The organism is Chryseobacterium sp. (assembly GCF_022712095.1).
In the GTDB taxonomy this organism is placed as follows: domain Bacteria; phylum Bacteroidota; class Bacteroidia; order Flavobacteriales; family Weeksellaceae; genus Chryseobacterium.
The window spans coordinates 1-25,026 of the sequence record NZ_JALAHD010000264.1; the positions used below are offsets into that span (position 1 = coordinate 1).

Sequence of the window (25,026 nt, forward strand, 5' to 3'; positions counted from 1 at the left end):
ATTTAAACAAAGTGAACAATACCATGAAGGATGTAAAAATAGCATTTAGAAAACCCATATTTCCAGTTTCAGAAGCATTACAACAATATTTGGAAAAATATAACAGAACTACCAAGATTAAGTTTCTGTATGAAGACCTCTTAAGGTTTAGTGACAGTGTAAGTATTCTGGATAAAGACGGAAAAGATACTTTATGGCTTGGGGTGCTGTATTCTGAATATGAGTTTAAAGAAATAGAGGCTAACTTAAATAAGATTTATACCCTCCTTCATTCTGATGGAGATATTGCTACTTTACCTTATCTGAAAGTAGATACCATTGACTTTTGTACTTTCGGCAATTCTAAACCTTTTCGAATTCGGGTGAGAAATATCCTTAATGATAATTATACGTATTTTTATATTAAACAGGCGGATGCTTCCCGAATATTCGGGCTTGAACTTGAAGACTTGCTTTCTCCCAACCGAATAAACTTTCTGGTCTACAAAAACACTTTGATTGAAGAGCACATTCTGGGAATTCCCGGAGATGTTTTTATTCAGAAGTATTTATTCAACTGTACGGAATTGGAAAAGGCACAAATTTCAAAGGAGTTTGTAAAATTCAATGAGCGTTGTCTTATTGGACTCCTTGGTGACATGCGCTCTTATAATTATGTTGTGATTCCCATACACGATTTCGACCAGATTATTTACAGAATCCGACCCATTGATTTTGATCAACAAACATATGAGGGGAATTTGAAAGTTTATCTTCCTCAGTATTTCAAAGAAAACAACCAAATGGTAAATATGGTATTGGAGAAGCTGAAACCCAGCTCTATAGAACAATACCGTAAGGAAGTACGTTCTCAAATTGTAAAAAGAGTCACCAGCAGCCAAACCAAATTCGATGAACTTATTTCTATTATGAAGCAAGATAATACTGCACCGGAAGCCAATGTCATAGAACTAAGGACATCTCTACAAAAACTTACCTATGATGTTAATTTCAAGTATTGCAAAACCATGGGAGATATCATAGAAACCGGAATAAAATTTATTCTCCGTAATTATAAGAAAGAATATTAAAAAAAAGAATCTGCCTCGATACGAAGCGGATTCTTTTTTTTCTAACAATTCTCGGGTAAAATTACCAAATTTTTATTCTATTCTCAGGAGCCTTATACATTTTATCTCCAGGTTTGATATCAAATGCTTTAATAAAAGCATCCTGATTTACCAATGGTCCAAATGCTCGGAAATATCCGGGAGAGTGCGGATCAGTTTTTACCTGATTGATCATGTACTGATCGGTAGATTTGGTTCTCCAAACCGTTGCCCAGCTCATAAAGAATCTCTGATCCTGAGTAAATCCGCTTATCAATCCCGGATCTCCATGATCTTTAAGATACATTTGCAATGCATCATAAGCTACTGCTACTCCACCTAGATCTCCGATATTTTCACCACTGGTAAATTTACCGTTTACAAAACTTCCTTTTACGGGTTCATATGCATTATATTGTGCTGCCAACTGAGCTACTTTTGCATCAAAGTTCTTACGGTCTTCATCTGTCCACCAGTTATTAAGATTTCCGTCTCCGTCAAATCTTGATCCGCTGTCGTCAAATCCGTGAGAAATTTCATGACCGATTACGGCTCCAATTCCTCCGAAGTTTACAGCAGCATCTGCTTTAGGGTTATAGAAAGGGGGCTGTAAAATAGCTGCCGGGAAAACAATCTCATTATTGGATCCGCTGTAATAAGCATTTACTGTTTGCGGAGTCATTCCCCATTCTGTTTTATCAACCGGTTTTCCTACTTTGTCTAAACTTTTCTGGTATTGCCATGCAGATACATTCTGCAGGTTTGAATATAGGGTTGCTCCCTGAGATGGGGACTCCACTTTTAGTTTAGAATAATCCTTCCATTTATCCGGATAGGCAATTTTCACTGTGAATTTGGATAATTTTTCCTGAGCTTTCACTTTAGTGGCCGGAGACATCCAATCCATATCATTGATATGTGTTTTGAAAGACTTCAACAGATAGTCGATATAAGTCTCCATCTGATTTTTAGATTCCGGTGTGAAATATTTTTCAACATATAATTTTCCGAATGCTTCTCCAAGAACACCATTAACAAGGGATAATCCTCTTTTATCCATGCTTCGTTGTTCTTTTTGGCCCTGCAGATATTTGGAATAGAAATCAAAACGAATCTGATCCAATCTTTCATCAAGGTTACTGGCATTTCCGTTAATCAAATGATATTTTAAATAATCTTTTAATAAGGGAAGATTGTTTTGAGTTAAGAACTTATCCATATTCTGGTAATATTTCAGTTCCCCAACAATCACTTTATCAGTGTTAACTCCTGCTTCTTTAAGATATTTAGCTAAATCTATATTTTTTACCAATCCTGATAATTCGGATACATTTTTAGGATTGTATCTAAGGTTAGCATCACGGTTTTGCTCCAGAGTTAATAAGTAATTTGCCAACTGTTTTTCAAATGCTACAACATTTTTAGACGCCTGAGCTGAATTTTTATATCCTAAAACGTTAAAAAGTTTACCCACATATACTGTATATTCTTCCAAAGTTTTAGTATTAGCGTCATTTACTTTCTGGTAATAGTCTCTTCCTAATCCCAAATCAGGACCGCCAAGATACACGGCATTCATTTTGGAGTTTTTCATATCTGCTCCTACTCTCCATCCATAAAAGGAGTTATCTCCTAATCTGGTCGCTTCCAAAAGGTATTTCTGTAAGTCGTTAAGATTTTTGATCGCATCAATTTTAGCTAAGTCAGCTTTAATGGGAGTAATTCCATCAGCATTTCTTTTGCTAACATCCATAAAAGATGCATACAGATTCTGAATCTTCTGTCCTTCGGAACCTTCTGTATATTTTTCAGATAAAATTTTATTCAGGATATCCAGAGAAGCATCATCCACATTTTCTCTCAATGCATTGAAAGATCCCCAGCTAGCTTTATCAGATGGAATCTGAGTTGTTTTCACCCAATTTCCGTTTACATAGCTAAAAAAATCATCCTGTGGACGAACACTTTTATCCATATAGGATAAATTGATTCCCTCTTCTTTAACTTCTTCTTTAGACTGTGCAGTTGTTGTAACAGTTGTTTCATTTTTAGTAGTTGCTTCTGCTGTTTTTTTTGTAATACCACACGAATTCAAAAATACAATACCTGAAAGGGCAAGTATTCCAATGTTTAGCTTTTTCATTAAGAGATAATTTTGATTTTACACAAACTTATCAAATATACAAATTTATGCCTAACACTTGTTCAATTTTATTAAAGTATCATTTACAAATAAAAAATCACCCGATTGTGGGTGATTTTTTTTTATTATTCTTACCAGATTTTAATTCTTTCTTCCGGTTTCTTATATAATTTATCTCCTGATTTCACATCAAATGCTTTGTAAAATGCATCAACGTTGATCAAAGGGGCAAAACTTCTGAAATATCCCGGAGAGTGCGGGTCTGTTTTCACCTGGTTTACCATATATTTTTCACTGGATAATGTTCTCCAGACAGTTGCCCAGCTTAGGAAAAATCTCTGATCCTGTGTAAAGCCACTGATCAGTCCAGGGTTTCCTTTATCTTTTAAATACATTTGTAAAGCATCGTAAGCTATATTTACACCTCCAAGGTCAGCAATATTCTCCCCGTTAGTAAAGGTTCCGTTTACAAATACTCCTTTTACAGGCTCGTATTTATCATATTGAGCAGCAAGTGCTTTAGTTGCTTTTTCAAAATTGGCTTTATCTTCAGGCGTCCACCAGTCGACCAGGTTACCGTCAGCATCAAACTGTGCTCCGGAATCATCAAATCCATGGCTCATTTCGTGTCCGATTACGGCTCCTATTCCTCCGAAGTTTACCGCAGCATCCGCCTTTGGATTAAAGAAAGGAGGCTGAAGGATAGCTGCTGGGAATACAATCTCATTGTTTACAGGATTGTAGTAAGCATTTACCGTTTGCGGTGTCATTCCCCATTCTGATTTGTCTACCGGTTTACCAATTTTGTCCAGATCTTTCTGATACTGCCATTCCGTAATATTCTGTAGGTTTTTATACAATGTTCCTCCTTTGGACTCAGGAATGATTGTCAATTTAGAATAATCTTTCCATTTATCCGGATAAGCTACTTTTACTGTAAACTTATTAAGCTTATTTAATGCTTTATCTTTGGTTACAGAAGACATCCACGTTAAACCGTTAATATGCTGTGCAAAGCTTTTCTTTAAGTAATCGATTAACTCTACCATCTGAGCTTTAGCTTCAGCAGGGAAATATTTTTCAACATATAATTTTCCGAAAGCTTCTCCCAAAGATCCGTTGATCAGCTCATATCCTCTTTTATTAAGAGCTCTCTGTTCCTGCTGACCTCTCAGGTATTTACCATAGAAAGCAAATCTCATATCTCCTAATTTTTCACTTAGGTAAGAAGCACTTCCGTTGATCATATGAAATTTCAGATAATCTTTGATAACAGGCAGGTTCTGAGCACTCACCAATTTATCAAAATTTTTATAATAGTTGATTTCTCCTACAATTACCTTATCTGTATTTACTCCTACTTTTTTAAGATAAGCAGGAAGGTCCACATTCTTTACCAAAGCAGAAAGCTGAGACATTGTCTGCGGATTATACTGAAGGGTAGCATCACGGATCTGCTCGTTAGTCAGATATGTATTAGCAATGCTTTTTTCATAATTAACGATATTTTTAGCTGCATCATCCGCATTTTTATATCCTAATTCTTTTAGCATGGAAGCTACATACTTCTGGTATTCAGCCAGAGTTTCGGTATTTTTATCATTTACTTTCTGATAATAATCCCTTCCAAGTCCTAAAGAAGCATCTCCCAGATAAACCGCATTCATTTTGGAATCTTTAAGATCCGCATCTATTCCCCAACCATAGAAGGTATTTTCTCCGTCCTTCGTTACTGAAACAAGGTAAGCCTGCAAATCATTAAGGTTTTTGATCGCATCAATTTTACTGATGTTTTCCTGAATAGGTTTGATACCGTCTGCATTTCTTTTCTGCATGTTCATATAAGTAGCATACAGATCCTGAATTTTTTTACCTTCACTTCCATCAGCAAATTTGTCTTTAAGAAGAGAGTTCAATATCGTCATGGAATTATTATCAGTGTCTTCGGCAAGTTTGTTAAAACTTCCCCATGTAGGTTTATCAGATGGAATTTTAGCGGTTTTCATCCAGGTTCCATTCACAAAATTATAAAAATCATCCTGTGGACGAACTGATTTATCCATCAAGCTGATGTCTAAGCCTTTATCTGTTGTATTCACGACTGTTTTAGTTGAAGTTGCCTGAGCATTCACAATATTTTGTGAACAAACTCCTGCTAATAAAAATAAAGAAAATGTCAATTTTTTCATTGTAATAACAATTTATACAATATGTATATTTTTTTTCCGATTCGTTACTTTCCAATATAAATTTTATTACCCTTTATGTAGTCGCCACTTCTTTTACATTTCCTGTTCTTTTCAAAAACCCCCAAGACTGCATTTCACCTTTCAAAGCTTTTCTGAGGCTTCTAAAAAGGACAATATACATCAGCCACCTGTATCCGAATCTCTGTGGAATTATATACAGCAAATCTGTAAGCTTTTCTCTTTGCATAATAAAAGCGACCAATGCCAGGGAAGCATCTACCAGTAAAAAAATCAGATAATAACTAAGTATCTTTTCCCCGTTCCCGGACAATATTCCAAAGAACATAATGATATCTGCAAAAGGAGAAAAAAATGGAATAATATATTGGAACAATAAAATATTTGGCATTGCCCAAAGTCCTAATCCTTTATATTCAGGATTGAGAAATGTCTGCTTTTGTTTCCAGAACATCTGCATAATTCCATAAGTCCAACGAAAACGTTGTTTTAAAAACTGATTAACCGTTTCCGGAACTTCTGTTATAGCTACGGCTCTGTTTTCATTAGCTACCGTGTAACCTTCTTTTAAAATCTTAACGGTAAGATCACAATCTTCTGCCAGAGTATCTGATGAATACCCTCCCACTTTATCAATTACAGATCGCTTAAATGCTCCTATAGCTCCTGGAATCACTGTGATCGCATTGATATGGGCATAGGCCAGACGATCAAAATTCTGACTGGTTGTATATTCAATGGACTGCCATCTTGTAAGCCAGTTCACTTTATTTCCTACTTTCACATTTCCGGCTACTGCCGCGACCTTCTCTTCAGGATCTGCATTCAGAAATCTTGCGATAAGGTATTCTACAGCATTATGTTGCAGTTTAGTATCTGCATCAATACAAACCACATATTCGGCATCAGTATTGGCAATTCCAAAATTCAAAGCAGAAGCCTTACCTCCATTGGATTTGGTAAATATTTTCAGTTCGGGATGATGAGAAAACTCTGCCTGAACTTTTTCATAAGTGGAATCTTTACTTCCATCATCCACCATAATGATATTATAGTTTGGATAAGATTGTTTTAACAGGTTATGCAGAGAAGAAACTATATTGACTTCTTCATTATAGGCAGGAACAATAATTGAAACTTTTGGATAAGACTCCAATTCAGGGAGCCTGTCTAGTTTTTTTTCTTTTTTTCGTTCTTTTACAGCCCAATATGCCATTAAGATCAATCTTATGATACCTAATACGATAAATAATGCAAAAAGCGCCACCATAAAATGGCTTATGGCATAGATTACTGTAGCCAAAACCAAATTGAGCTGCATTACATAATAAGCTTTTGTTTTAGGTACTCCCGGCATAAGCTCACTTTTGTTCTTGTGTAAAATAGTGGCAAGATTGGTAAAATGATAGCCTTGCTTTTGTAATGCAGGAATGAGTACCTTAAGTGCTTTTATCGTCTCTGCTCTGGTTTCTCCACCCGCATCATGCAGAAGGATAATATTTCCACGTTCCTGTTTTATTCCCGCCATTACTCTTTTTACAATTTCATCAGCTTTAATCCCAGGCTGCCAGTCTTCAGGATCTATATTTTCTCCTATATCCAGATAGTTTTGTTTTCTTGCCAAAGCCACAGGAATAATCTCTTCGGGAGTTGTCGGTTCTGAATCCGCATTATAAGGTGCCCTGAATAAAATAGTACTATGGCCTGTGATACATTCTATCAGAAGACGGGTAAGTTTAAGCTCCAGCAATGCTCTTTGAGGACTTACTTTTGCTACATTTTCATGAGTAAAAGTATGGTTTCCGATTTCATGACCTTCTCTATAAATTCTTTTTACCAGAGGAAGATTCTTTTCTGCATTTAATCCTACTAAAAAGAAAGCAGCCGGAACATGATATTTTGACAGTATATCTAAAACCTGTGGAGTATATGTTTCATCCGGGCCATCATCAAAAGTTAGTACCAATTCTTTTTGAGGAGCCCTTCCATATTTTTTAACTTCATATGAACTGGGATAAGCTATATAATTCTCGTTGGTAATAATTTTCTCTTTAGGATCAATTTCGAGAGCAATTTTACCATCATGTGGTGTATTCAATACATCTAAGACTTCACCATCTCCAATATAATCCACCATCGTTTGACCTTTCACATTTTCCAAACTTTTTAGGTTAAGTTTTGAAAGGCCATTAAAAGTGAGATCTCTATCATAAAAATTCCAGATTCTGCTATCCTCACTTCCTAATCTCCAAATAGCTGTTCCCGCCAACGGATATTCCGAAGAAAAACGCATTGTATTAAAAATAGAAGCTGCATCATTGAAAAATACGGTATGTACATTCCTATTAGAATCTGTGTAAGAATAATTCAGATTAAAAGTATTATCATCAAAATTAATATGGGCTTGACTTGCATTAGCCTTTGTAATAGCCTCCATATAGGTAACGGAAGTATTATCGTCTGTATTCGTACTCCAGTCATATCCGTAAGCTCCCAACCCTAAGATCACTTTATTGGGTGTTGTTTTCTTAAGAAGATTATCTGTCTGCGCTTCTATCCACTTCTGAGAAGACAAAGGACCTGCATCACTGCCAGCAGAATATTCATCATACGCCATAAGCACAAAATAATCTACATAAGGATTAAGCTTCTGGATATTATAATCCTCATTATCTGCCATAATATCCATAGTGACCAATAAATTATTCTCTTTAAAATTGGTCGACAATTCTTTCATGAAGTCTATGAGATATTCGTCTGAATCCAGATTCATATCTTCAAAATCTATATTTATTCCTTTAAAATGAAACTTGATACATTGTTGAGTTATTTTTCGGATCAGCTGACTTCTTTTTTGAGGATCTTTCAACACTTTTCCCAGTCCTTCTGAACGGAATTCCCGGTCATAATTATTACTTAAAATAGGCATAGCAGAAACCCCTGATCTCCTTATAACCTTATAACCTTCCGGGTCCACATTTGTTTTTAGGTCTCCTGTTTTAGGATCAAGAAAAAACCATTCTGGAAAAACAAGATTAATATGTCTGATATTTCTTTTAAGAGACATTAGTGACTGGGGGTCCCATGCAACATAAAAAGCCGATCTTATACCTGCGGGATACTCTGCCCAGTTTCTGTTTTGATTTTTAAGCCGTTCTATTCTCGATTTCTCTATTTTAGAAAGATTGGTATGAATGGATTTCTCTGAAATAAAATTCCTGAATCCTTTATATTCCTTTGAAATTTTATTTTCCTGCAAATAAGGTTTACCGGCTGTGATTACAGCTTTATAATCTTCCTTAAAAGGAATTCCGGGGTTTCTGTTTAAAGCCATCATCAATCCGAGAGCCAGAAAAAGTAATAACGCTATAAAAATAAAAATACGGCTACCCCATTTAACATTTCTCCAACGCTTTGTACTGTCGGTCTGAAATATCTGTTTTGAATTTTCCACTATTGTGTTGTATTAGACTGAAATACGAGCTTCAAAAAGTGTGAAAAATTTATTCTTATTTTATTAAAAAAAAATTAAAAGTAAGCTGAAAACTACCCATTTATAAGAGCACTCACTAAATCTTGTAATATCTTTTGAGAAACAAAATTCATAAAATCCAATCTTTCCATGTGAGGAAGGTAAAGCTTATAGGTTTTTTCTTTATCATTAATTCTTATGGTATAAAATACAGTTCCTACATCTTTTCCATCTTCTCCTTTTCCAGGCCCTGCCACACCGGTTGTAGACAAAGAAATATTAGTATCAAATAATTGCTGGCATCCTTTTGCCATTTCTCTTGCCACCTGCTCACTCACCACCGTATATTCATCAACTGTTGATTGGGAAACTTTTAAAATTTCAACTTTTTTCTCTGTCGCATAGGCTACAATTCCGCCCAGGAAATATTTAGAACTTCCCGTATTGGAAGTAATCATTTTAGCCAACTCTCCTCCTGTACAGCTTTCTGAGGTAGAAATCGTCAATCCTTTTTCTCCTAGCAACTCTCCTAATATTTTCTCTATTTTATCTTCTGTAGTCGCAATAATATGATCTCCCACCAAAGGAAATAATTTATGGATTTCTTCTTCCAGCTGTCCCTGTAAAAAAGCTTCATCTCCTCCTGCAGCCGTAAGTCTTAATTTGACGCGGTTACCAATAGGCAGATAAGATAACTCTACATTTTCAGGTAAAGCCAATTCCCAGTCTTCAATAATATCAGCGAGAATACTTTCAGGAACTCCCACAACAGAAACAATTCTGGTGTGGATATAACTAAGCTTGAATTTATCCTTCAGGTAAGGAATAATCTGATCTTTTATCAATGGTTTTACTTCATAAGGAACACCAGGAAGACTGAAGCATACTTTTCCCTTATACTCCATCATCATGCAGGGAGCAGTTCCATAATAATTTTGAAAAACTGTTGATTTAGAAGGTAAATAGGCCTGTTCCTTATTTCTTTCAAATAATTGAGACCGGCCTCTTTTTTCAAGATAATTTTTAAGATGTTCCAAAGTCACTTCATCTAAAATAATTTCATCATGAAAAAACTCAGCAAAGGCCTTTTTGGTTTTATCATCTCTGGTAGGTCCGAGTCCTCCTGTCATAATAACAACTTCCCCCATTTCAAAAGCAGATTTCAATGTGCTTTTAATCGTTTCTACTTCATCTGAAATAGTAAAGATCTGGGCTACTTTTATCCCTATATTTTTTAACTCGGTAGCAACAAAATTAGAATTGGTATCTACGGTATTTCCTGAAAGGATTTCATCTCCGATAGTGATAAGAACGGCTTTTTGCATAATTAAATTTACGAAAAATTGTTTTACAAATGAAGGAAAAATCTGTATTACAAACAATATAAAAGAATATTTTCCTACACCTTAAAGCTATATAACAGCTAAAAAGCAGTCAATGACTGCCTTACTTATTATGCTCAACCCAGATCAGCTGATCTGTATTGTATCCTATTTTCCTTGCTTTTTCCAAAAATCTTTGTTTTATACTTTCCGGAATATCAGTTGTACGGGATAAAATCCATAAATATTTTAAACTATTTCCTGCTACAAGAGCATATTGATAATCTTCATCGATATCAATCACATTATATCCCGCCCAGATAGGTTTGAAAAAAGATACTTTAAGACGTGCTTCCGTTTCATCTTTTACAAATCTGGCTTCACCAATGGATTCTTTCCATTTGTTTTTCACATAATTATAACCTTTATTATCAACACGAATGCTTCCGTTTGGGTTAAAAGAATAAGTAGCGGTAACGTTATTCATGTTTTTTTCAAATTTATAATCAAAACGGGCAATCTCATACCATATCCCTAAATACTTTTCCGAATTGAAATGAGCAACAGCTTTTGCTCCTTTGGGAATCCCCACTGAACATGAATTAAAAAACAAGACTCCCAGGACTCCTAATGATACAGGAATGACTATCTTTTGAAGATTTTTCATAAATATAAGTTTGTGGTTATTATGAAAAATGTCAAAAATAATGCCTATCCCCTGTTAATAAAAGATAAATCTATGAGAAGACACTTAAAAAACGTTCTTTAAAACTCCCTGAAACTTCAATTTCGGTATTATCAAGTAACGTAGCTGTACCGCTTTTATGATAAGACTTTACAAAGTCCGTATTGATGATATGAGAACGGTGTACTCTTACGAAAGGAGCATCTAACAAATCATCAAAATGTTTTAAAAACCGGCAAACCATTTTCTTAGAACCGTCCGCAAGGTAGACCTGGGTGAAATTACCATCTGCCTGCAATCTTATAATATCTTCAATTTTCACCACATCAAATCCTTGTAAAGTAGGTAAAATAAGTAGCTGCTTCTCAGGTTTCAGTTTAAGGTTTTCTAAAAGTATTTTATTCCGGTTCAGTTCATCTTTTTGCTCAATACTTTCAGCGACTTTGTTAACTGCTAGTATCAGCTCCTGAATATCGATTGGCTTCAGAATATAATAACTGGCCGATTTATTGAGCGCCTGTAAAGAATATTGGGAAAATGCCGTAATGAAAATAGTTTCATAAGAATAATCTTTTGTAGCCTCCAAAACATCAAAGGCATTTCCAAAGGGCATTTCCACATCAAGAAATACCAATTGAGGTTGCTGCGTTTCAATCAATGGCACTGCTTCCTTAATATTTTCAGCTTCTCCCAGAATTTCCACCTGTGGGCAGTATTTAGTAAGATAATTTCTCAAAACATCTCTGGCAATTATCTCATCATCTACAATTACAGCTTTTACCTTCATTTTGAAAGTTTATTTAAGATTAAGATCAATATTCAAAACTATAATTACACCATTTCCATTGGGTTTATCCGTAATAGAATATGTAATTTCTTTTTTATATAAATCTTTCAGAAGCTTAATACGTTCTAGAGTATTTTTCATGCCCCTTCCCTCCCTTGTTTTCTGATGTTCCGTCTTCTGTTTCTGGCTTTCTTCTATTCCTATCCCGTTATCCTCAATAGTTATTTTTAAATATTGAAGATCCTTTTCCAGTATCAGTTTTAAAAATCCTTTTTCAGTTCTGTACCTGAGTCCATGCCAAATTGCATTTTCAAGAAAAGGCTGAATCAGCATTCCGGGAATCTGAAGACTAGGGACGATCAGACTTTCATCTACTTCCACCTGATAATCAAATTTATCTGCAAAACGTGTTTTTTCCAAGGCAAGATAATTATGCAGCATATCTAATTCCTGTTGTAACGGAATAAAATCTTCTGCTGAATTTTCCATCACTCCTCTCATCAGTTTGGAGAAACGCGTTAGATACTGATTCGCTTCGAGTTCATTATTAGTAGCTATAAACTGATTAATACTGTTTAAGCTGTTAAAGATAAAATGAGGGTTCATCTCTCTTCTTAATGACTGCAGGGCGATTTTTTTATTTTTAATCTGAACCCTCTTCAATGTCCAGACAATAAAAGCAATCAACAGTAAAAGTATACCCAAAACTGCTATTAATCCATAATTAAAAGTATTTTTCTTTTGGATCAGTTCATCCTTAAGCTCTTTTTCTTTCTCCAACTGCAGGATTCTCTGTTCCGTATCTGCCAGTATTTTGTTATCTACTAGGCTTCGGTCTTTAGAAATCAGATCAGGTAATTTTCCAAAAAAATCTCTGTAGAGCTTTACAGACTCATTGGTATTTCCAGAAACTCTGTATAAACTATCCAGTTTTTTAACTGCTTTTTGTGCCTCCAGAGTATACCCTTTCTCTATAGCTATTCCATATGCATTAGTCAATAAATTTACCGCCTCTTTCGGGTCTTCTTTTTTAATATAAATCTCTGCAAGTTGCTGAATCTGATCTACCTTTTTCTGTGAATTTTCTCCCAGAAAATCTTCTTTTAAGACTTCTTTCTTAGCCTCTATCGCCTTATCAAACTTTTTATTTTCTACGTATAAATCTGTAAGTTTCTGATTAATCTCCAGCGCTTGTTGAGGTGTTTCTTTTTTAGAAATCCGGTAAGCATTATTAAGGTTTTCTTCAGCTTTGGGAATATTTTTTTGCTGAATATTGATATCTGCCAACTGGCTGTAATTTTCTGCCAGATCTGCACTTTCATTTTCTTTAAGATTAAGCTGTATATTATTTTGTATCGCTTCCGCCTTTACTACCTGAGACGATGATTTAAGTCTTTCAACGTCATTGGTATTTATTGCACGGCTTCCACTCGAGTAACTGATCTCAGCTGCTTTTCCATAATTAGCAATCGCCGGAGCAATTTTATTTTGTTTTTCCTGCGCTTGGGCAAGCTTTCTGGTTACCTGTTCTAATTTCTTTTTGCTATTCTGGTCCTGGTAAATCTTTTTTGCTCTTTGAAAATATTCTTCACTCTTCACATAATTACCATTCTTAAAAAAAGATTCACCAATTTTATAGTAAGAGTCTGCCTGAGCAACTTCATCTTTGGCATCCAATGCTTTCTCAAGTTTCTTGCTTTGTGCTTTCACTTCTTCCGTTACAGTCTGTGCGAATACAAAATTCCCTGTAAAGAATAGAAAAAGTAATAGAAAAAGCCTGAGTATTTTCATAAAACAAAGATATACATATCTGCAGTTCTTTTAAAACTATTCACCAAGTGAAAGCTCCAATTCACCAAGTAGCCTCAGCTCAGATCCTAATTACGGGTACTTTTATACCAATAATTTTAAATAATAAGCTATGAAACATTATTTTTTAATACTGACACTGTTTTTCCTTTCCTTTATAAAAGCACAGGAAATAAAAAAAGAAATTATTGTGAAGCAGGCTACTGTTTTTCTCCGGGGAGCCAAAGTATACGGAAATACAAATGTCAATCTCCAAAAAGGAAGAAATATGATAAGGATTACCAACCTTCCGAATGATCTTGACGAAAATACTTATAAAATCAATCTTGAAAAAAATACCACTTTGCTTTCAATTACTCCACAAAGTAATTTTTTAAAAAATGATGAATTATCTGAAGGAGAGAAAAAGCTGGATGACGAGAGATTAAAACTACAGAGACAGGTTAACCTTCTGAATATTCAGATTAAAAACCTGAACGGAGAACAGAGCCTTATTAATGATAATTTAAAACTTTCCAGCAGCGACAAATTTTCTCCTCAGGAACAGCTTATCAAACTTACAGAGTTTTACAGAAAGAGAATGCTTGAAATTGATAATCAACTCTTTTCGCTGAATGAACAGAAAACGATCTTGGATCAAAATATTGCTAAAATTAATAAGCAGTTGAGTGAAGAACAGACTCATAAAAACAAAAATAAAAAAGAACTTCTTTTAGAAATACTTGCTGAACAGGAAATAAGCCTGAATTTAGGTGTAAGCTATATTGTAAATAATGCAGGCTGGGTTCCTTCATACGATCTCAGAGCCCAATCTGTTAAGAAACCTCTTGAAATAGTTTATAAAGGAAAAATATATCAGAAAACGGGTCAGGACTGGAATAATATCAAATTATTCGTTTCCACTTACAGACCTTCATATAATCAGAACAGACCTATATTAAGTCCTTTATATGTTGCAGAATATACTTCTTATGAATCAAAAAAAATGCTGGAAAGATCCCAAATGAAAGTATCTGCTGAAATGTCTAATGCTTATCAACTTAGGGGACAAGATGATGATATAAGACAGATTCCTGTAGCTACCGTTTCAGATAATCAGATGAATGTAATGTATGAATTGAAATATAACCAAAGTATCATCAGCCAGGAAAAAGAACAGTATGTGATCCTTGATAAAAAAGAAGTTAACGCAACTTACAAATATCATACGGTTCCTAAACTTAACAATCAGGTATTCTTAATGGCTTTTGTAAAGAACTGGCAAACCCTTAACCTGATCTCTGGAGATGCTCATATCTATTTTGAAGATAACTATATCGGAAAAACTAATATCAGCAGCAATTATATAAAAGATGAGTTCCCAATCTCACTTGGAACTGATGAAAGAATTACGGTAAAAAGAATTAAACTGGAAGATAAAACCGCCCAAAAGTCACTTAACTCCAATAAGTGGGAAACTGAAAGTTATCAGATCAATATACGAAACAATACAAAAGAAAGTATTGAGCTTGAAATCCTTGATCAGGTTCCTATCAGTGAAAACTCTAAAATTTCTGTAAAAACACTGGAAATCGGAGATGGAGAATGGGATGAAAAAACAGGAAGCATCCTTTGGAGTAGAAAAATAAATACAGGAAGTACTGAAAAAATAAATTTTTCTTATGAAATCAAGTATCCAAAAGATACACGGATTCAATATTACAATCGTTAAGCACAAAGCACCACTTCTTTTATAAAGTGGTGCTTTTATTCTATACCTTACATGATTTTTAGTCTCAGTTTACTGCATTTCTTCGTTTAATCGATAATTGTCTTCCATGAAATGGTATTTTACAATTTTACCGTTTCGAACTTTAAAAATAGCTGCAAATTGGGTATTAAATACTTTATTATATTTCAGTATAACTGATGATAATTGCCCCACTGCAACAGCATTTTCTCCATTCACAGAAATAAACTCCACATCAAATTTCTCCGATTTTACATTCTCATAAAGAATTTTGAAAAAATCTTCAACTTCTTTCTTTGTATTTCGCTTTCCTGTCCACGGAAATTTCTCCATATTTCCAGGTAGATCAAAGTCAACAACTTCAGCAAATAACTCTGTTAAGTTACCTCGTTTTTTACCTGATTGGACACTGTAAAATTCTTCTATAATTTCTCTTGTTTGCTGATCTAAAATGGTTACGTTTTTTGTGCCGTCTAACATTATTTTTGTATTATTATAGTTCTCAGATTGTTTTTGTTGTGCATGCAACCCCTCTATCGAAAAGAGAATAGTTGGTGCTATTATAGTTATTTGTCCTATCATAAATTCAATTTATACCAAATGGTTCAGAATTTTTCAAAAAAATTTTATGCCTTCATTGAATCCAACATAAAATCAATCATCTCTTCAACTTCTTTTTTGCTTCCTGATAACACATAGTGTTTATAAAACCCGCTAAAAGCTGATAGTAAATATCGTGCAGCTACTTCAGGCAATATATCATTTCGTATTTCCCCTTCAAGTTTGGCTTTTTTAATAAGATCTTTGAATATCTCCTCCAATTCTTTACTATTTTCAGTAATCAGACTATTGACCTTCTCATCACTATCTCCCAATTCAAAGATTGTTCGTACAATAAGGCAAGCCTTCTTATCCTTTATCGTCTGATTCAATACATCGTGAACAATATTGGAAAGAACAGAAAATGCTGAACCTTTGAAATTAGCTGCGTGTTTATATTGCTTCGTTTTCATTTGGGCATAGTTATCGAGGGATTCAAGAAACAAATTATGCTTATTTCCATAGGTATTATAGATACTGCTTTTATTTAATTCCAGTGCTTCCACAATATCTTGCATGGAAGTTCCTCTGTATCCTTTTTCCCAAAACAGATTACGTACTATTTTTAGCTTTTCATCGTAATCAAATTCCTTATTTCTTGCCATATTGATTACAAAGATATTATTTTGTACCATTTGGTACAAAATAATCCAACAACATTTTATAATTTCATTGAGTATAGGAAAAAATCAATTATCTTTAATTTTTCTTCCTGCTACATGGCAAAAATATTTAAAAGAAAGACCGATAATCATACAAATCAGATCCATTAACATTAATTTCAACAGTATATAAATTCTATATTATCTTCCGAATTTAAAATATCTGGACAGCATGTGCTTTTTACCTTTCATGAACCTGGAAGCCATTTCCATTCCCACTACAGAAAAGGTAATACCGTTTCCTCCAAAACCCAGTACAAAATAGGAATTTTTAAACTTTTCATGTTCTCCGATATAAGGCAGTCCGTCTTTCGTTTCTCCAAAAGTTCCGGCCCAGACAAAATCCGTATAAAACGGATAATCCGGCTTTATCTTTTTTAAAATTTTTAAAATTTCTTTTTCCTTTTTATCCAATAAAGCATCTCTTTTTTCCGGGTCTGAAAAATCTTCATCCCCACCTCCTATTAAAAGCCTTTCATCATCCGTTGTTCTCATATACATATAAGGTTCATCGGTATTCCAGACTAATGTTTTACTTATATTTTTAAATTTATTCTGATCAATTTCAGAAACTATAGCATAGGTACTTTTCAAATTAACAAAGTTTTCTTTAATGAGGGCTTTACTTTCATAGCCTATACAATAGATCATTTTCTTTGCTTTAATCTGAGGACCATTCACTGTTGAAACCAAATTAAATCCTTTATGATATTCCACTGTCTTCATTTCTGTCTTATCAAATATCTCAAGCCCTCTGGCATGGTTAAATCTCAGCAGTTCATGAGCAAATTTAAATGCATCAATACTCGCACCTTGCTTCGATACTATTCCACCAAATGTATTTTGAAAATCAAACTCTTTCCTGATCTCATCTGAAGTTTTCCATTTTACTTTAAAGCCGCTTTCCAGTCTGGCTTTATATTCCTCCTTTAACCATGCCACATCTTTTTTCTTAGCTGCATAATATAAAGATTGTTTTCTTACAAAACCGGCTTTAGATTTTGTTTCTTTAATTAAATCTTCAATCCTGTCAATAGATTCGGAACATGCCTTATAACTTTCAACAGCACCCTTTTTTCCTATTTTCCTGATAAGTTCAAAAAGAGGAACATCTATTTCATATTGCAACATGGATGTAGTAGCAGAAGTGCTTCCGTTTCCAATTTCTCTTTTATCAATAAGGATAGTATTATAACCATCCTTAAGCATTTGATGAGCTATAAGGCTTCCTGTAATTCCTCCTCCAATTATTAAAACATCACATTCTTTATCCGATTTTAATGAAGGATAGGAACTGATTAATCCATCTTTTATCAGCCAAAAAGGTTCATTTGATTTAAGATCCATATTTATATTTTAAACTAATTTAATCATATTTATAATATTTTTAACGATTTGTCATCTATTTATGGTTTAATTCTTGTTGACAAACTTAAAATCAAACCACTTAAAATATACATTATGATAACGATTATTCCGGAGGCTCCCCAGAATGTAGCTGCTTTTAATGCTACGGGAGAAGTGACGAAAGAGGATTTTGAAAACCTTGTTTTCCCTCGTGTAAAGGAGAAAGTAGATCAGTTCGATGAACTTAATTATCTGTTGTATTTAGATACGGATCTGCATAATTTCACAAGTGGAGCATGGTGGCAGGACGCTCTGTTAGGATTGAAGAATTTAACGAAATGGAATCGTACAGCCATTGTAACAGACAAAGAAGGTGTTCAGAATTTCACTGATATTTTTAGTGTATTAATGCCCGGGGAATTTAAATCTTTCCCTAAAGAAAATCTCTATAACGCTCTTTATTGGTGCCAGAACGGCAATGAAATTGAAGCATAAATTTTACAAATACAAAGAGAAGTTAAAGCTTCTCTTTTTTTAGGTTTATTTGAATACAAGCCACCAATTATTATTTAATCCGTACTTGACACACTATCCTTACTATTACTCCAAAGAGTTAAAAGCCAAAATTTCAGTCTGAATTAATCTAAAAAATAAAAAACTGCCTTTTCAGACAGTCTTCTTTTTTATTGATCACAAGAAATACATTTCTTTTCCTGTTTTTCTCGTACAGATTAAGCAGATCTCTTTGGACCGAATAAATATAAATACCGGAAACAAATCAATAATCCAATGAAAACCATACCTACACCTACCAAGGAAGGATAATTATAAGATAATCCATACTCCAAAGGAATACCTCCTAAAAGCGCACCCAATGCATTTGCAATATTGAAAGCAGCCTGCATAAAAGCTGCTCCCATCATCTCACTATTGGGAGCGGCTTTCATCATCATGATATTAATAGGTGCCGCAACGGACATTGATAAAGCTCCACAAGTGAATGTTAATACAAGTGCAGGAATCTGATAACCCGAAAAGAAAAATACCCCTGTCAATGCTACCATCATTAAAAACAGTAAAAATGGACTGGTTTTTTCAGCCCCGAATTTATCAGTTATAAATCCTCCCAATAAATTTCCTACTACCATTCCACTTCCTGCAAGAATCATTACATACGCCATTTGGCTTCCTTTGATTCCCGCCATCTCAGTCATCAGAGGAGTAATATAACTGAACCATGTAAAAAGTCCTCCAAAACCGATAGCCGTAATCATTAAGATCATCCAAGACTGTTTATTTTTAAGGAACTTAAGCTCTTCTAAAAAGTGACTATCTTCTTTTTTAGGCAATTCAGGAAGCCAAAGTTTAAGAAATAATAATGCCAGTAAACCTATAGCTGCTACAATTACAAAATACCATTTCCAATGGAAGGTATGCCCTATATAAGTTACAAGTGGGACCATCGCCAGATTGGCAATCGTAAGTCCGGTAAACATCAGGGATATATACAGAGCTTCTTTACCCACACCGGCCATACGGGCAGCTACTACAGTACCTACCCCGAAAAAAGCACCATGAGGCAGCCCGCACATAAACCTGATAATAAGCATAGGTACATAATCAGATACTGCAGCAGATAATCCATTAAACAATGTAAAAAGAATCATCAAGGCTATTAAAACCTTTTTTGGAGGAAACTTAACTGAATACCCTATCAGCAAAGGAGCGCCAATAACTACTCCTAAAGCATATGCTGAAATTAAATGTCCGGCCTCCGGAATACTTACCTGTAAAGATTTTGCTATATCCGGTAACAATCCCATAATCGTAAATTCGGTAGTCCCAATCCCAAGACCACCTATGGCAAGAGGTATAATTCTTTTATCAATCATCTCCAATGGTTAATTTAAATTCAATACTAAAACATACTTCACTTCAATTATACGTCTTCAGTATTAGATTCGATAATTATTAAGAAGCACAAAAATGAAAATAAATATTGGTTTTTACTTCAACACAAATGATATATTTTTGTTCTATCTTAACCTTTTTTATCTATTTTTACTTCAACAAATATCAAAATAGAACCAAATGAAGATTCAGAAAGAAATTATTCATTTTGAAAAGGAAAAGTCATTCAAGCTTTTTTCTCCTTCACTTAAAAATTGCTTTTTCTGGCATTATCATCCTGAAGTAGAACTGGTGTATGTAGAAGCGTTAAATGGTATACGACATATCGGAAAAGATATTTCTACATTTACGGATTGTGACCTGTTACTGATAGGCTCAAATGTTCCTCATCTCAATTTCGATTATGGTATTCAGACTGAATGCAGACAATTGGTTTTACAATTCCGCGAAGATTTTTTCCAAAATCCTTTATTCAGTGCTCCTGAACTTGAAAATATCCAAAAGCTTATTGAACGGTCTTATTTGGGATTATCTTTTTCCGGAGAAACTAAAAAGAAAGTAGTGGAAAAGATGTATGCCATCGGAGAAAAAGATAATTTCGAAGCCCTCATGGAAACTTTCGAAATCCTGCAGCTCCTCGCCCATTCTCCCGACGTAAAAGAGCTGAACAGTGAAGACACCCGCATAAGATGGTTCTTAAATGATAAAATCAGAATGGGTACAATTTATGACTATATTAATGAGAATTATGATAAAAAACCGAATGTTAATACTATTGCAAATATAGTCAACTTAAGTACTCCTGCTTTCTGCCGTTATTTTAAAAAGCAAACCAATATGACTTTTACTGATTTTGTTAATAATTACCGGATCAATCATGCCAAAAGGTTTTTATTGAAAGATCTATCGGTAACAGAAGTTTGTTTTTTGGCAGGATTTGAAAGCCTTTCCTATTTCAATAAATTATTCAAAAAACATGTGGGGGAAACTCCTTCGGAATTCAGAAAGAATCACAGCCATATAATGAATTAAAAAAATCGCTTCCATTTCGAAGCGATTTAAATTTTTAGTGAATATGTTTTTCAGCATGATAGGAACTTCGCACTAGGGGTGAGCTTTCTACATGTCTGAATCCTAAGTTTCTGGCAAAATCTCCATATTCTTCAAACTCTTCCGGAGAGATAAATCTTTTTACTGGTAAATGTTTTTTCGTTGGCTGTAAATATTGTCCCAATGTAATCACATCTACATTTGCATTTCTGATATCTTCAATAGTTTGAAAAACCTCATCTTTGGTTTCTCCCAACCCCAGCATTACTCCTGTTTTTGTTCTTCTTTGCCCCGCTTCTTTCAGATATCTCAGTACTTCAAGGCTTCTTTCATATTTAGCCTGAATTCTCACTTCTCTTGTCAGACGCTTTACCGTCTCCATATTATGAGAAATAACTTCCGGAGCTACTTCCACTAATCTGTCAAGGTGTTTTGTAATCCCCTGAAAGTCCGGAATAAGTGTCTCCATGGTCGTTCCTGGAGAGATTCTTCTTACTGCGTTTACAGTTTCTCCCCAAAGAATGGATCCCATATCTTTCAGATCATCACGATCTACAGAAGTAAGCACGGCATGTTTGATCTTCATTAATTTGATGGAACGGGCAACTTTTTCCGGTTCATCCCAGTTTACATCAAGAGGTTTTCCTGTTTTCACTCCACAAAATCCACAACTTCTGGTACAGATATTTCCCAATATCATAAAGGTTGCAGTACCTTCTCCCCAACATTCTCCCATATTAGGACAGCTTCCGCTCTGGCAAATCGTGTTTAATTTATATTTATCAACCAAAGTTCTTAGTTCTCTGTAATTTTTCCCGGTAGGAAGTTTTACACGGATCCATTTTGGTTTTTGAACGGTTGTATCTTGAACTGAATTTTCCATTTCTAAAATTGAAATTCAAAGTTAAGGAATTTTTCATGGAAACCATCTAACGGAAAAATTGATGGAAGTAATCATGCAAAATATCGTAAATTTAACCTACTAAAATACACCAATGAAGAAGATGCTTTTCCTTTTGTCTATTATTTTCAGTACACTATCTCTTGCCCAAAAAGAATTTCAGTCCGCTAATTCAGAAATTATTGAAACCATAGACGGTGATTTAGATGAAGATCAGGTTCCAGAGGAAGTAATTATTTACAATAGCAAAGACCAGGAAATGTTAGGAAATATCAGGGAAATACAGATCCTCAAACAAGTTAATGGAAAGTGGACACTTTTAGAAAAATCCACCAAAGCGATATTATCCAGTGAAGGTGGCGGAATGATGGGAGATCCTTATGGAGAAACAAAAATCAAAAATGGAATTTTACTGATAAACCAATCCGGAGGAAGTGCCTGGAAGTGAGGATATACAGACAAATACAGATTCCAGAACGGACATTTTGAATTGATCGGATATACTTCTATCTACGGAAGGCCTGAATGGGGTAAATGTGGATTTTAATCTTTCTACAGGAAAACTGGTTTACACCAAAGAGGTAGAAAGTACCGATGATCCTTATAATGGTAACTCAGAAAAGGAAATTCACATCAAAAAAGGGTTAAAAATTAACTTAGAAAACAGAAATAATGAGGACCGGAAAATCATACTTCCAAAAACTAAAAGAGAAGTTTATATTTAATCCTCTTCAAATTCCCCGTCTTTCAACAATTCGGCAAGAACTTTTTTTGCGCGCATTACCCTCACTTTAGTATTAGCAACGGAAATCCCAAGCTCTTCAGCGATTTCTTTAATACTTTTTTCTTCAAAAAAACGAAGCTTTATAATATCCTGATAATTTACATCCAGAGACTCTATCACCTTCACGATCTTGTGATGTTCTTCATCGGAGATCATTAATTCTTCAGGAGATTTGGCAAACTGATTCTTTACTTCTTCAAGATTCTCCGTAACATCCATATCCTGGTTTTCCCGGCTTCTTTTTCTCCAGAAATCAATCACGGTATTTTGAGCAATGGTAAGAACCCAGGTTTTAAACTGAAAGTGGGGATCATACATATCCAGCTTCGACAACACTTTTGAGAAGACATTTACTGTAATCTCATCTGCATCATTTTCATCTTTTACTTTTTTCATAACAAAAGAGAAGACATCGACCCAAAAGACATTGATAAGCCTGGTCTGGGCTTTCTGATCTTTTTCTTTCGCCTTCTGAATCAGTGAAAATAGTTGCTCGTCGTTCATTTCAAACAAATATATTAAAAATAACCCTACAAAAACCGTGCACTATTATACGATATTTTCAGTATTGATTATCAATAAATCAATTATCGTATAATAGGGAAATTATTATCTTTGCAACGTCAAATTAATTTAAATACAATACAATGAATTCCTTTATTGAAGAACTAAAATGGCGTGGTCTGTTTGCCGATATGATGCCCGGAACTGATGAACAACTGAATAAAGAGGTAACTACAGCATATATTGGGTTCGACCCCACTGCCGATTCTTTACATATAGGAAGTCTTATACAGATAAAAATCCTTGCTCATTTCCAACAACACGGCCATAAGCCAATGGCTTTAGTGGGAGGTGCTACCGGAATGATCGGTGATCCTTCAGGAAAATCTGCGGAGAGAAACCTTTTGGATGAAGAGACTCTTCTATATTATGTGGATTGTTTAAAAAACCAGCTTTCAAGATTTTTAGATTTTGAAGGGGAGGGAGCTAATAAGGCAGAAATGGTTAACAATTATGACTGGATGAAAGATATTTCCTTCCTTGATTTTGCTAAAAATGTAGGAAAGAATATTACGGTTAATTATATGATGGCCAAAGATTCTGTTAAAAAAAGATTTTCGGGTGACGGAGGTGCTGACGGAATGAGCTTTACTGAATTTACTTATCAGCTTATTCAGGGATATGATTTTCTTCATTTGTATCAGGCTAAAAATGTGAAATTGCAAATGGGAGGCTCTGACCAATGGGGTAATATTACCACGGGAACTGAACTTATCAGAAGAAAGGCTCAGGGAGAAGCTTATGCTTTAACCGTTCCTTTGATCACTAAAGCAGATGGCTCAAAATTCGGAAAATCTGAAAGTGGTGAAAATTACTGGCTGGATAAAAAGAAAACTTCCCCTTATAAATTCTATCAGTTCTGGCTGAATGCTACAGATGAAGATGCAGAAAGATTTATCAAATTCTACACATTTTTAGGAAAAGAAGAAATCGAAGCCTTAATTGAGGAACATAAAACGGCTGCCCATGAAAGAAAGCTTCAAAAGAAGCTGGCTGAAGAAGTAACTGTTTGGGTACACGGAAGAGAAGAATATGACAAAGCTTTAAAAGCTTCTGAGATTCTATTTGGACGCTCTACCGCTGAAGATCTGATAAGTCTGGATGAAGAAATTTTCTTGGAAATCTTTGATGGAGTTCCCCAGAAAGAAGTTTCAAAAGATGATGTATTGGGAGTAAATATCGTAGATCTGCTTTCTGAAAAATCTGGATTCCTAAAATCTAAAAGTGAAGCCCAAAGAGAATTAAAAGGAAATTCAATTTCTGTGAATAAACAAAAAGTAAACGAGGTTTTCACCGCTAATGAAAATGATCTGATAGACGGAAAATTCCTGTTACTGCAAAAAGGGAAAAAAAGTTACTTTATCGTAAAAGTGATCTAATAAAAATAAGGCAGTCAAAATTTGGCTGCCTTTTTTAATAACAAGAAGTCGTATTTCAAGAAGTCATTCTGTTATCTTCAACTTATTTTCCAGTTTTTATATAGAAAGTATTTTAAGTCCTAAAAATCATAAAGAGTATCTGCGGAAAGATATTTCCCACTGGATGTACCTTCTGCTTTAAGTTCACCATCAACATAGATCTGCGCTTTTAAGGTTGATGAAGCACTTGCCCCATCTGCACTTGCTGTAAAATATACTGTTTGAGTGCCTGCAGGAATAGTAATTTCAGGGCTAGACCATGTTGTCCCACTAAGACTTGAAGCAGAAGTAGACTGATTACCAACAGAATATATTGTAAAAGTCACATTACTTCCTTCAGACGCTACTGCTTTAAATACTACTTTGTGAGTTCCACCGGAGTTTCCACTCCCTGTATTGTCGTCGTCACTGCACGAACTTACAAGCCCTAAGAACATTGTGGCCAATAAAAGCATAAATGTCCTTTTAAAAATTAGTTTTAAATTCATTTTTTTCATTTATTTGATAGTTTTGTATATTAATAAATTTCTGCAAAGTTATCATGGCA

At 34.6% G+C, this 25,026-nt stretch carries 21 protein-coding genes; 7 read left to right on the forward strand and 14 right to left on the reverse strand.

Translation table 11 applies throughout. From position 1 onward, the window contains the following. Positions 1 to 23: 23 nt before the first annotated feature. Complete coding sequence (locus Q0A18_RS13530; protein WP_292010711.1) at positions 24 to 1,070, forward strand: hypothetical protein; 1,047 nt, start codon at positions 24 to 26, stop codon at positions 1,068 to 1,070. 61 nt (positions 1,071 to 1,131) lie between these two features. Here Q0A18_RS13530 and Q0A18_RS13535 read toward each other — a convergent pair whose 3' ends face one another. The 7 genes from Q0A18_RS13535 to Q0A18_RS13565 form a co-directional block, all read right to left on the reverse strand. Continuing rightward, positions 1,132 to 3,231, reverse strand: a complete 2,100-nt coding sequence (locus Q0A18_RS13535) for a M13 family metallopeptidase (RefSeq protein ID WP_292010683.1) — start codon at positions 3,229 to 3,231, stop codon at positions 1,132 to 1,134. A 131-nt stretch (positions 3,232 to 3,362) separates the two neighbouring features. Beyond that, positions 3,363 to 5,420, reverse strand: coding sequence for a M13 family metallopeptidase (locus Q0A18_RS13540; protein WP_292010684.1), 2,058 nt, complete (start codon positions 5,418 to 5,420; stop codon positions 3,363 to 3,365). A 73-nt stretch (positions 5,421 to 5,493) separates the two neighbouring features. Beyond that, positions 5,494 to 8,892, reverse strand: a complete 3,399-nt coding sequence (locus Q0A18_RS13545; protein ID WP_292010685.1) for a polysaccharide deacetylase family protein — start codon at positions 8,890 to 8,892, stop codon at positions 5,494 to 5,496. A gap of 92 nt (positions 8,893 to 8,984) precedes the next feature. Then, positions 8,985 to 10,235, reverse strand: coding sequence for a CinA family nicotinamide mononucleotide deamidase-related protein (locus Q0A18_RS13550; RefSeq protein WP_292010686.1), 1,251 nt, complete (start codon positions 10,233 to 10,235; stop codon positions 8,985 to 8,987). 121 nt (positions 10,236 to 10,356) lie between these two features. Continuing rightward, positions 10,357 to 10,899 (reverse strand): lipocalin family protein, encoded by a 543-nt coding sequence (locus tag Q0A18_RS13555; protein ID WP_292010687.1) that lies wholly within the window; start codon positions 10,897 to 10,899, stop codon positions 10,357 to 10,359. A 70-nt stretch (positions 10,900 to 10,969) separates the two neighbouring features. Next, entirely contained in the window at positions 10,970 to 11,704 is a 735-nt protein-coding gene (locus Q0A18_RS13560) for a LytTR family DNA-binding domain-containing protein (protein ID WP_292010688.1), read from the reverse strand. A gap of 9 nt (positions 11,705 to 11,713) precedes the next feature. Next, positions 11,714 to 13,495, reverse strand: a complete 1,782-nt coding sequence (locus Q0A18_RS13565; protein ID WP_292010689.1) for a histidine kinase — start codon at positions 13,493 to 13,495, stop codon at positions 11,714 to 11,716. 130 nt (positions 13,496 to 13,625) lie between these two features. Between Q0A18_RS13565 and Q0A18_RS13570 the strand changes: the two genes are divergently transcribed. Further along, complete coding sequence (locus Q0A18_RS13570) at positions 13,626 to 15,224, forward strand: DUF4139 domain-containing protein (RefSeq protein ID WP_292010690.1); 1,599 nt, start codon at positions 13,626 to 13,628, stop codon at positions 15,222 to 15,224. A gap of 69 nt (positions 15,225 to 15,293) precedes the next feature. Here the strand turns inward: Q0A18_RS13570 and Q0A18_RS13575 are convergent, their stop codons facing one another. From Q0A18_RS13575 to Q0A18_RS13585, 3 genes are all read right to left on the reverse strand, one after another. After that, positions 15,294 to 15,824, reverse strand: coding sequence for a nuclear transport factor 2 family protein (locus Q0A18_RS13575; RefSeq protein ID WP_292010691.1), 531 nt, complete (start codon positions 15,822 to 15,824; stop codon positions 15,294 to 15,296). A gap of 44 nt (positions 15,825 to 15,868) precedes the next feature. Continuing rightward, positions 15,869 to 16,477, reverse strand: coding sequence for a TetR/AcrR family transcriptional regulator (locus Q0A18_RS13580; protein WP_292010692.1), 609 nt, complete (start codon positions 16,475 to 16,477; stop codon positions 15,869 to 15,871). A gap of 168 nt (positions 16,478 to 16,645) precedes the next feature. Continuing rightward, entirely contained in the window at positions 16,646 to 17,851 is a 1,206-nt protein-coding gene (locus tag Q0A18_RS13585) for an FAD-binding oxidoreductase (RefSeq protein ID WP_292010693.1), read from the reverse strand. Between the two features lie 114 nt (positions 17,852 to 17,965). Here Q0A18_RS13585 and Q0A18_RS13590 point away from each other — a divergent pair, with 114 nt between their 5' ends. After that, on the forward strand, positions 17,966 to 18,346 hold the full coding sequence (locus Q0A18_RS13590) for an STAS/SEC14 domain-containing protein (protein ID WP_292010694.1): 381 nt from the start codon (positions 17,966 to 17,968) through the stop codon (positions 18,344 to 18,346). A 236-nt stretch (positions 18,347 to 18,582) separates the two neighbouring features. Here Q0A18_RS13590 and Q0A18_RS13595 read toward each other — a convergent pair whose 3' ends face one another. Beyond that, on the reverse strand, positions 18,583 to 19,743 hold the full coding sequence (locus Q0A18_RS13595) for an MFS transporter (RefSeq protein WP_292010695.1): 1,161 nt from the start codon (positions 19,741 to 19,743) through the stop codon (positions 18,583 to 18,585). Between the two features lie 199 nt (positions 19,744 to 19,942). On the opposite strand from Q0A18_RS13595, the gene Q0A18_RS13600 reads away from it, so the two are divergent. Next, the gene (locus tag Q0A18_RS13600) at positions 19,943 to 20,794 is read left to right on the forward strand and encodes an AraC family transcriptional regulator (RefSeq protein ID WP_292010696.1); all 852 of its coding nucleotides are present in this window, start codon (positions 19,943 to 19,945) and stop codon (positions 20,792 to 20,794) included. Between the two features lie 34 nt (positions 20,795 to 20,828). On the opposite strand, the gene lipA is transcribed toward Q0A18_RS13600, so the two are convergent. After that, entirely contained in the window at positions 20,829 to 21,695 is an 867-nt protein-coding gene (gene lipA, locus Q0A18_RS13605) for a lipoyl synthase (RefSeq protein ID WP_292010697.1), read from the reverse strand. A gap of 112 nt (positions 21,696 to 21,807) precedes the next feature. Here lipA and Q0A18_RS13610 point away from each other — a divergent pair, with 112 nt between their 5' ends. Further along, positions 21,808 to 22,161: a hypothetical protein gene (locus Q0A18_RS13610; RefSeq protein ID WP_292010698.1), complete on the forward strand. Its 354-nt coding sequence runs from the start codon at positions 21,808 to 21,810 to the stop codon at positions 22,159 to 22,161. A gap of 88 nt (positions 22,162 to 22,249) precedes the next feature. Next, positions 22,250 to 22,438, forward strand: a complete 189-nt coding sequence (locus Q0A18_RS13615) for a hypothetical protein (RefSeq protein ID WP_292010699.1) — start codon at positions 22,250 to 22,252, stop codon at positions 22,436 to 22,438. On the opposite strand, the gene Q0A18_RS13620 is transcribed toward Q0A18_RS13615, so the two are convergent. Beyond that, positions 22,435 to 23,001: an RNA polymerase sigma factor gene (locus Q0A18_RS13620; protein ID WP_292010700.1), complete on the reverse strand. Its 567-nt coding sequence runs from the start codon at positions 22,999 to 23,001 to the stop codon at positions 22,435 to 22,437. The two genes, Q0A18_RS13615 and Q0A18_RS13620, sit on opposite strands and share 4 nt — an antisense overlap. Positions 23,002 to 23,144: 143 nt before the next feature. On the opposite strand from Q0A18_RS13620, the gene tyrS reads away from it, so the two are divergent. Continuing rightward, positions 23,145 to 24,440 (forward strand): tyrosine--tRNA ligase, encoded by a 1,296-nt coding sequence (gene tyrS, locus Q0A18_RS13625; protein ID WP_292010701.1) that lies wholly within the window; start codon positions 23,145 to 23,147, stop codon positions 24,438 to 24,440. Between the two features lie 119 nt (positions 24,441 to 24,559). Here the strand turns inward: tyrS and Q0A18_RS13630 are convergent, their stop codons facing one another. Next, positions 24,560 to 24,967 (reverse strand): hypothetical protein, encoded by a 408-nt coding sequence (locus Q0A18_RS13630; RefSeq protein ID WP_292010702.1) that lies wholly within the window; start codon positions 24,965 to 24,967, stop codon positions 24,560 to 24,562. Between the last annotated feature and the right edge of the window lie 59 nt (positions 24,968 to 25,026).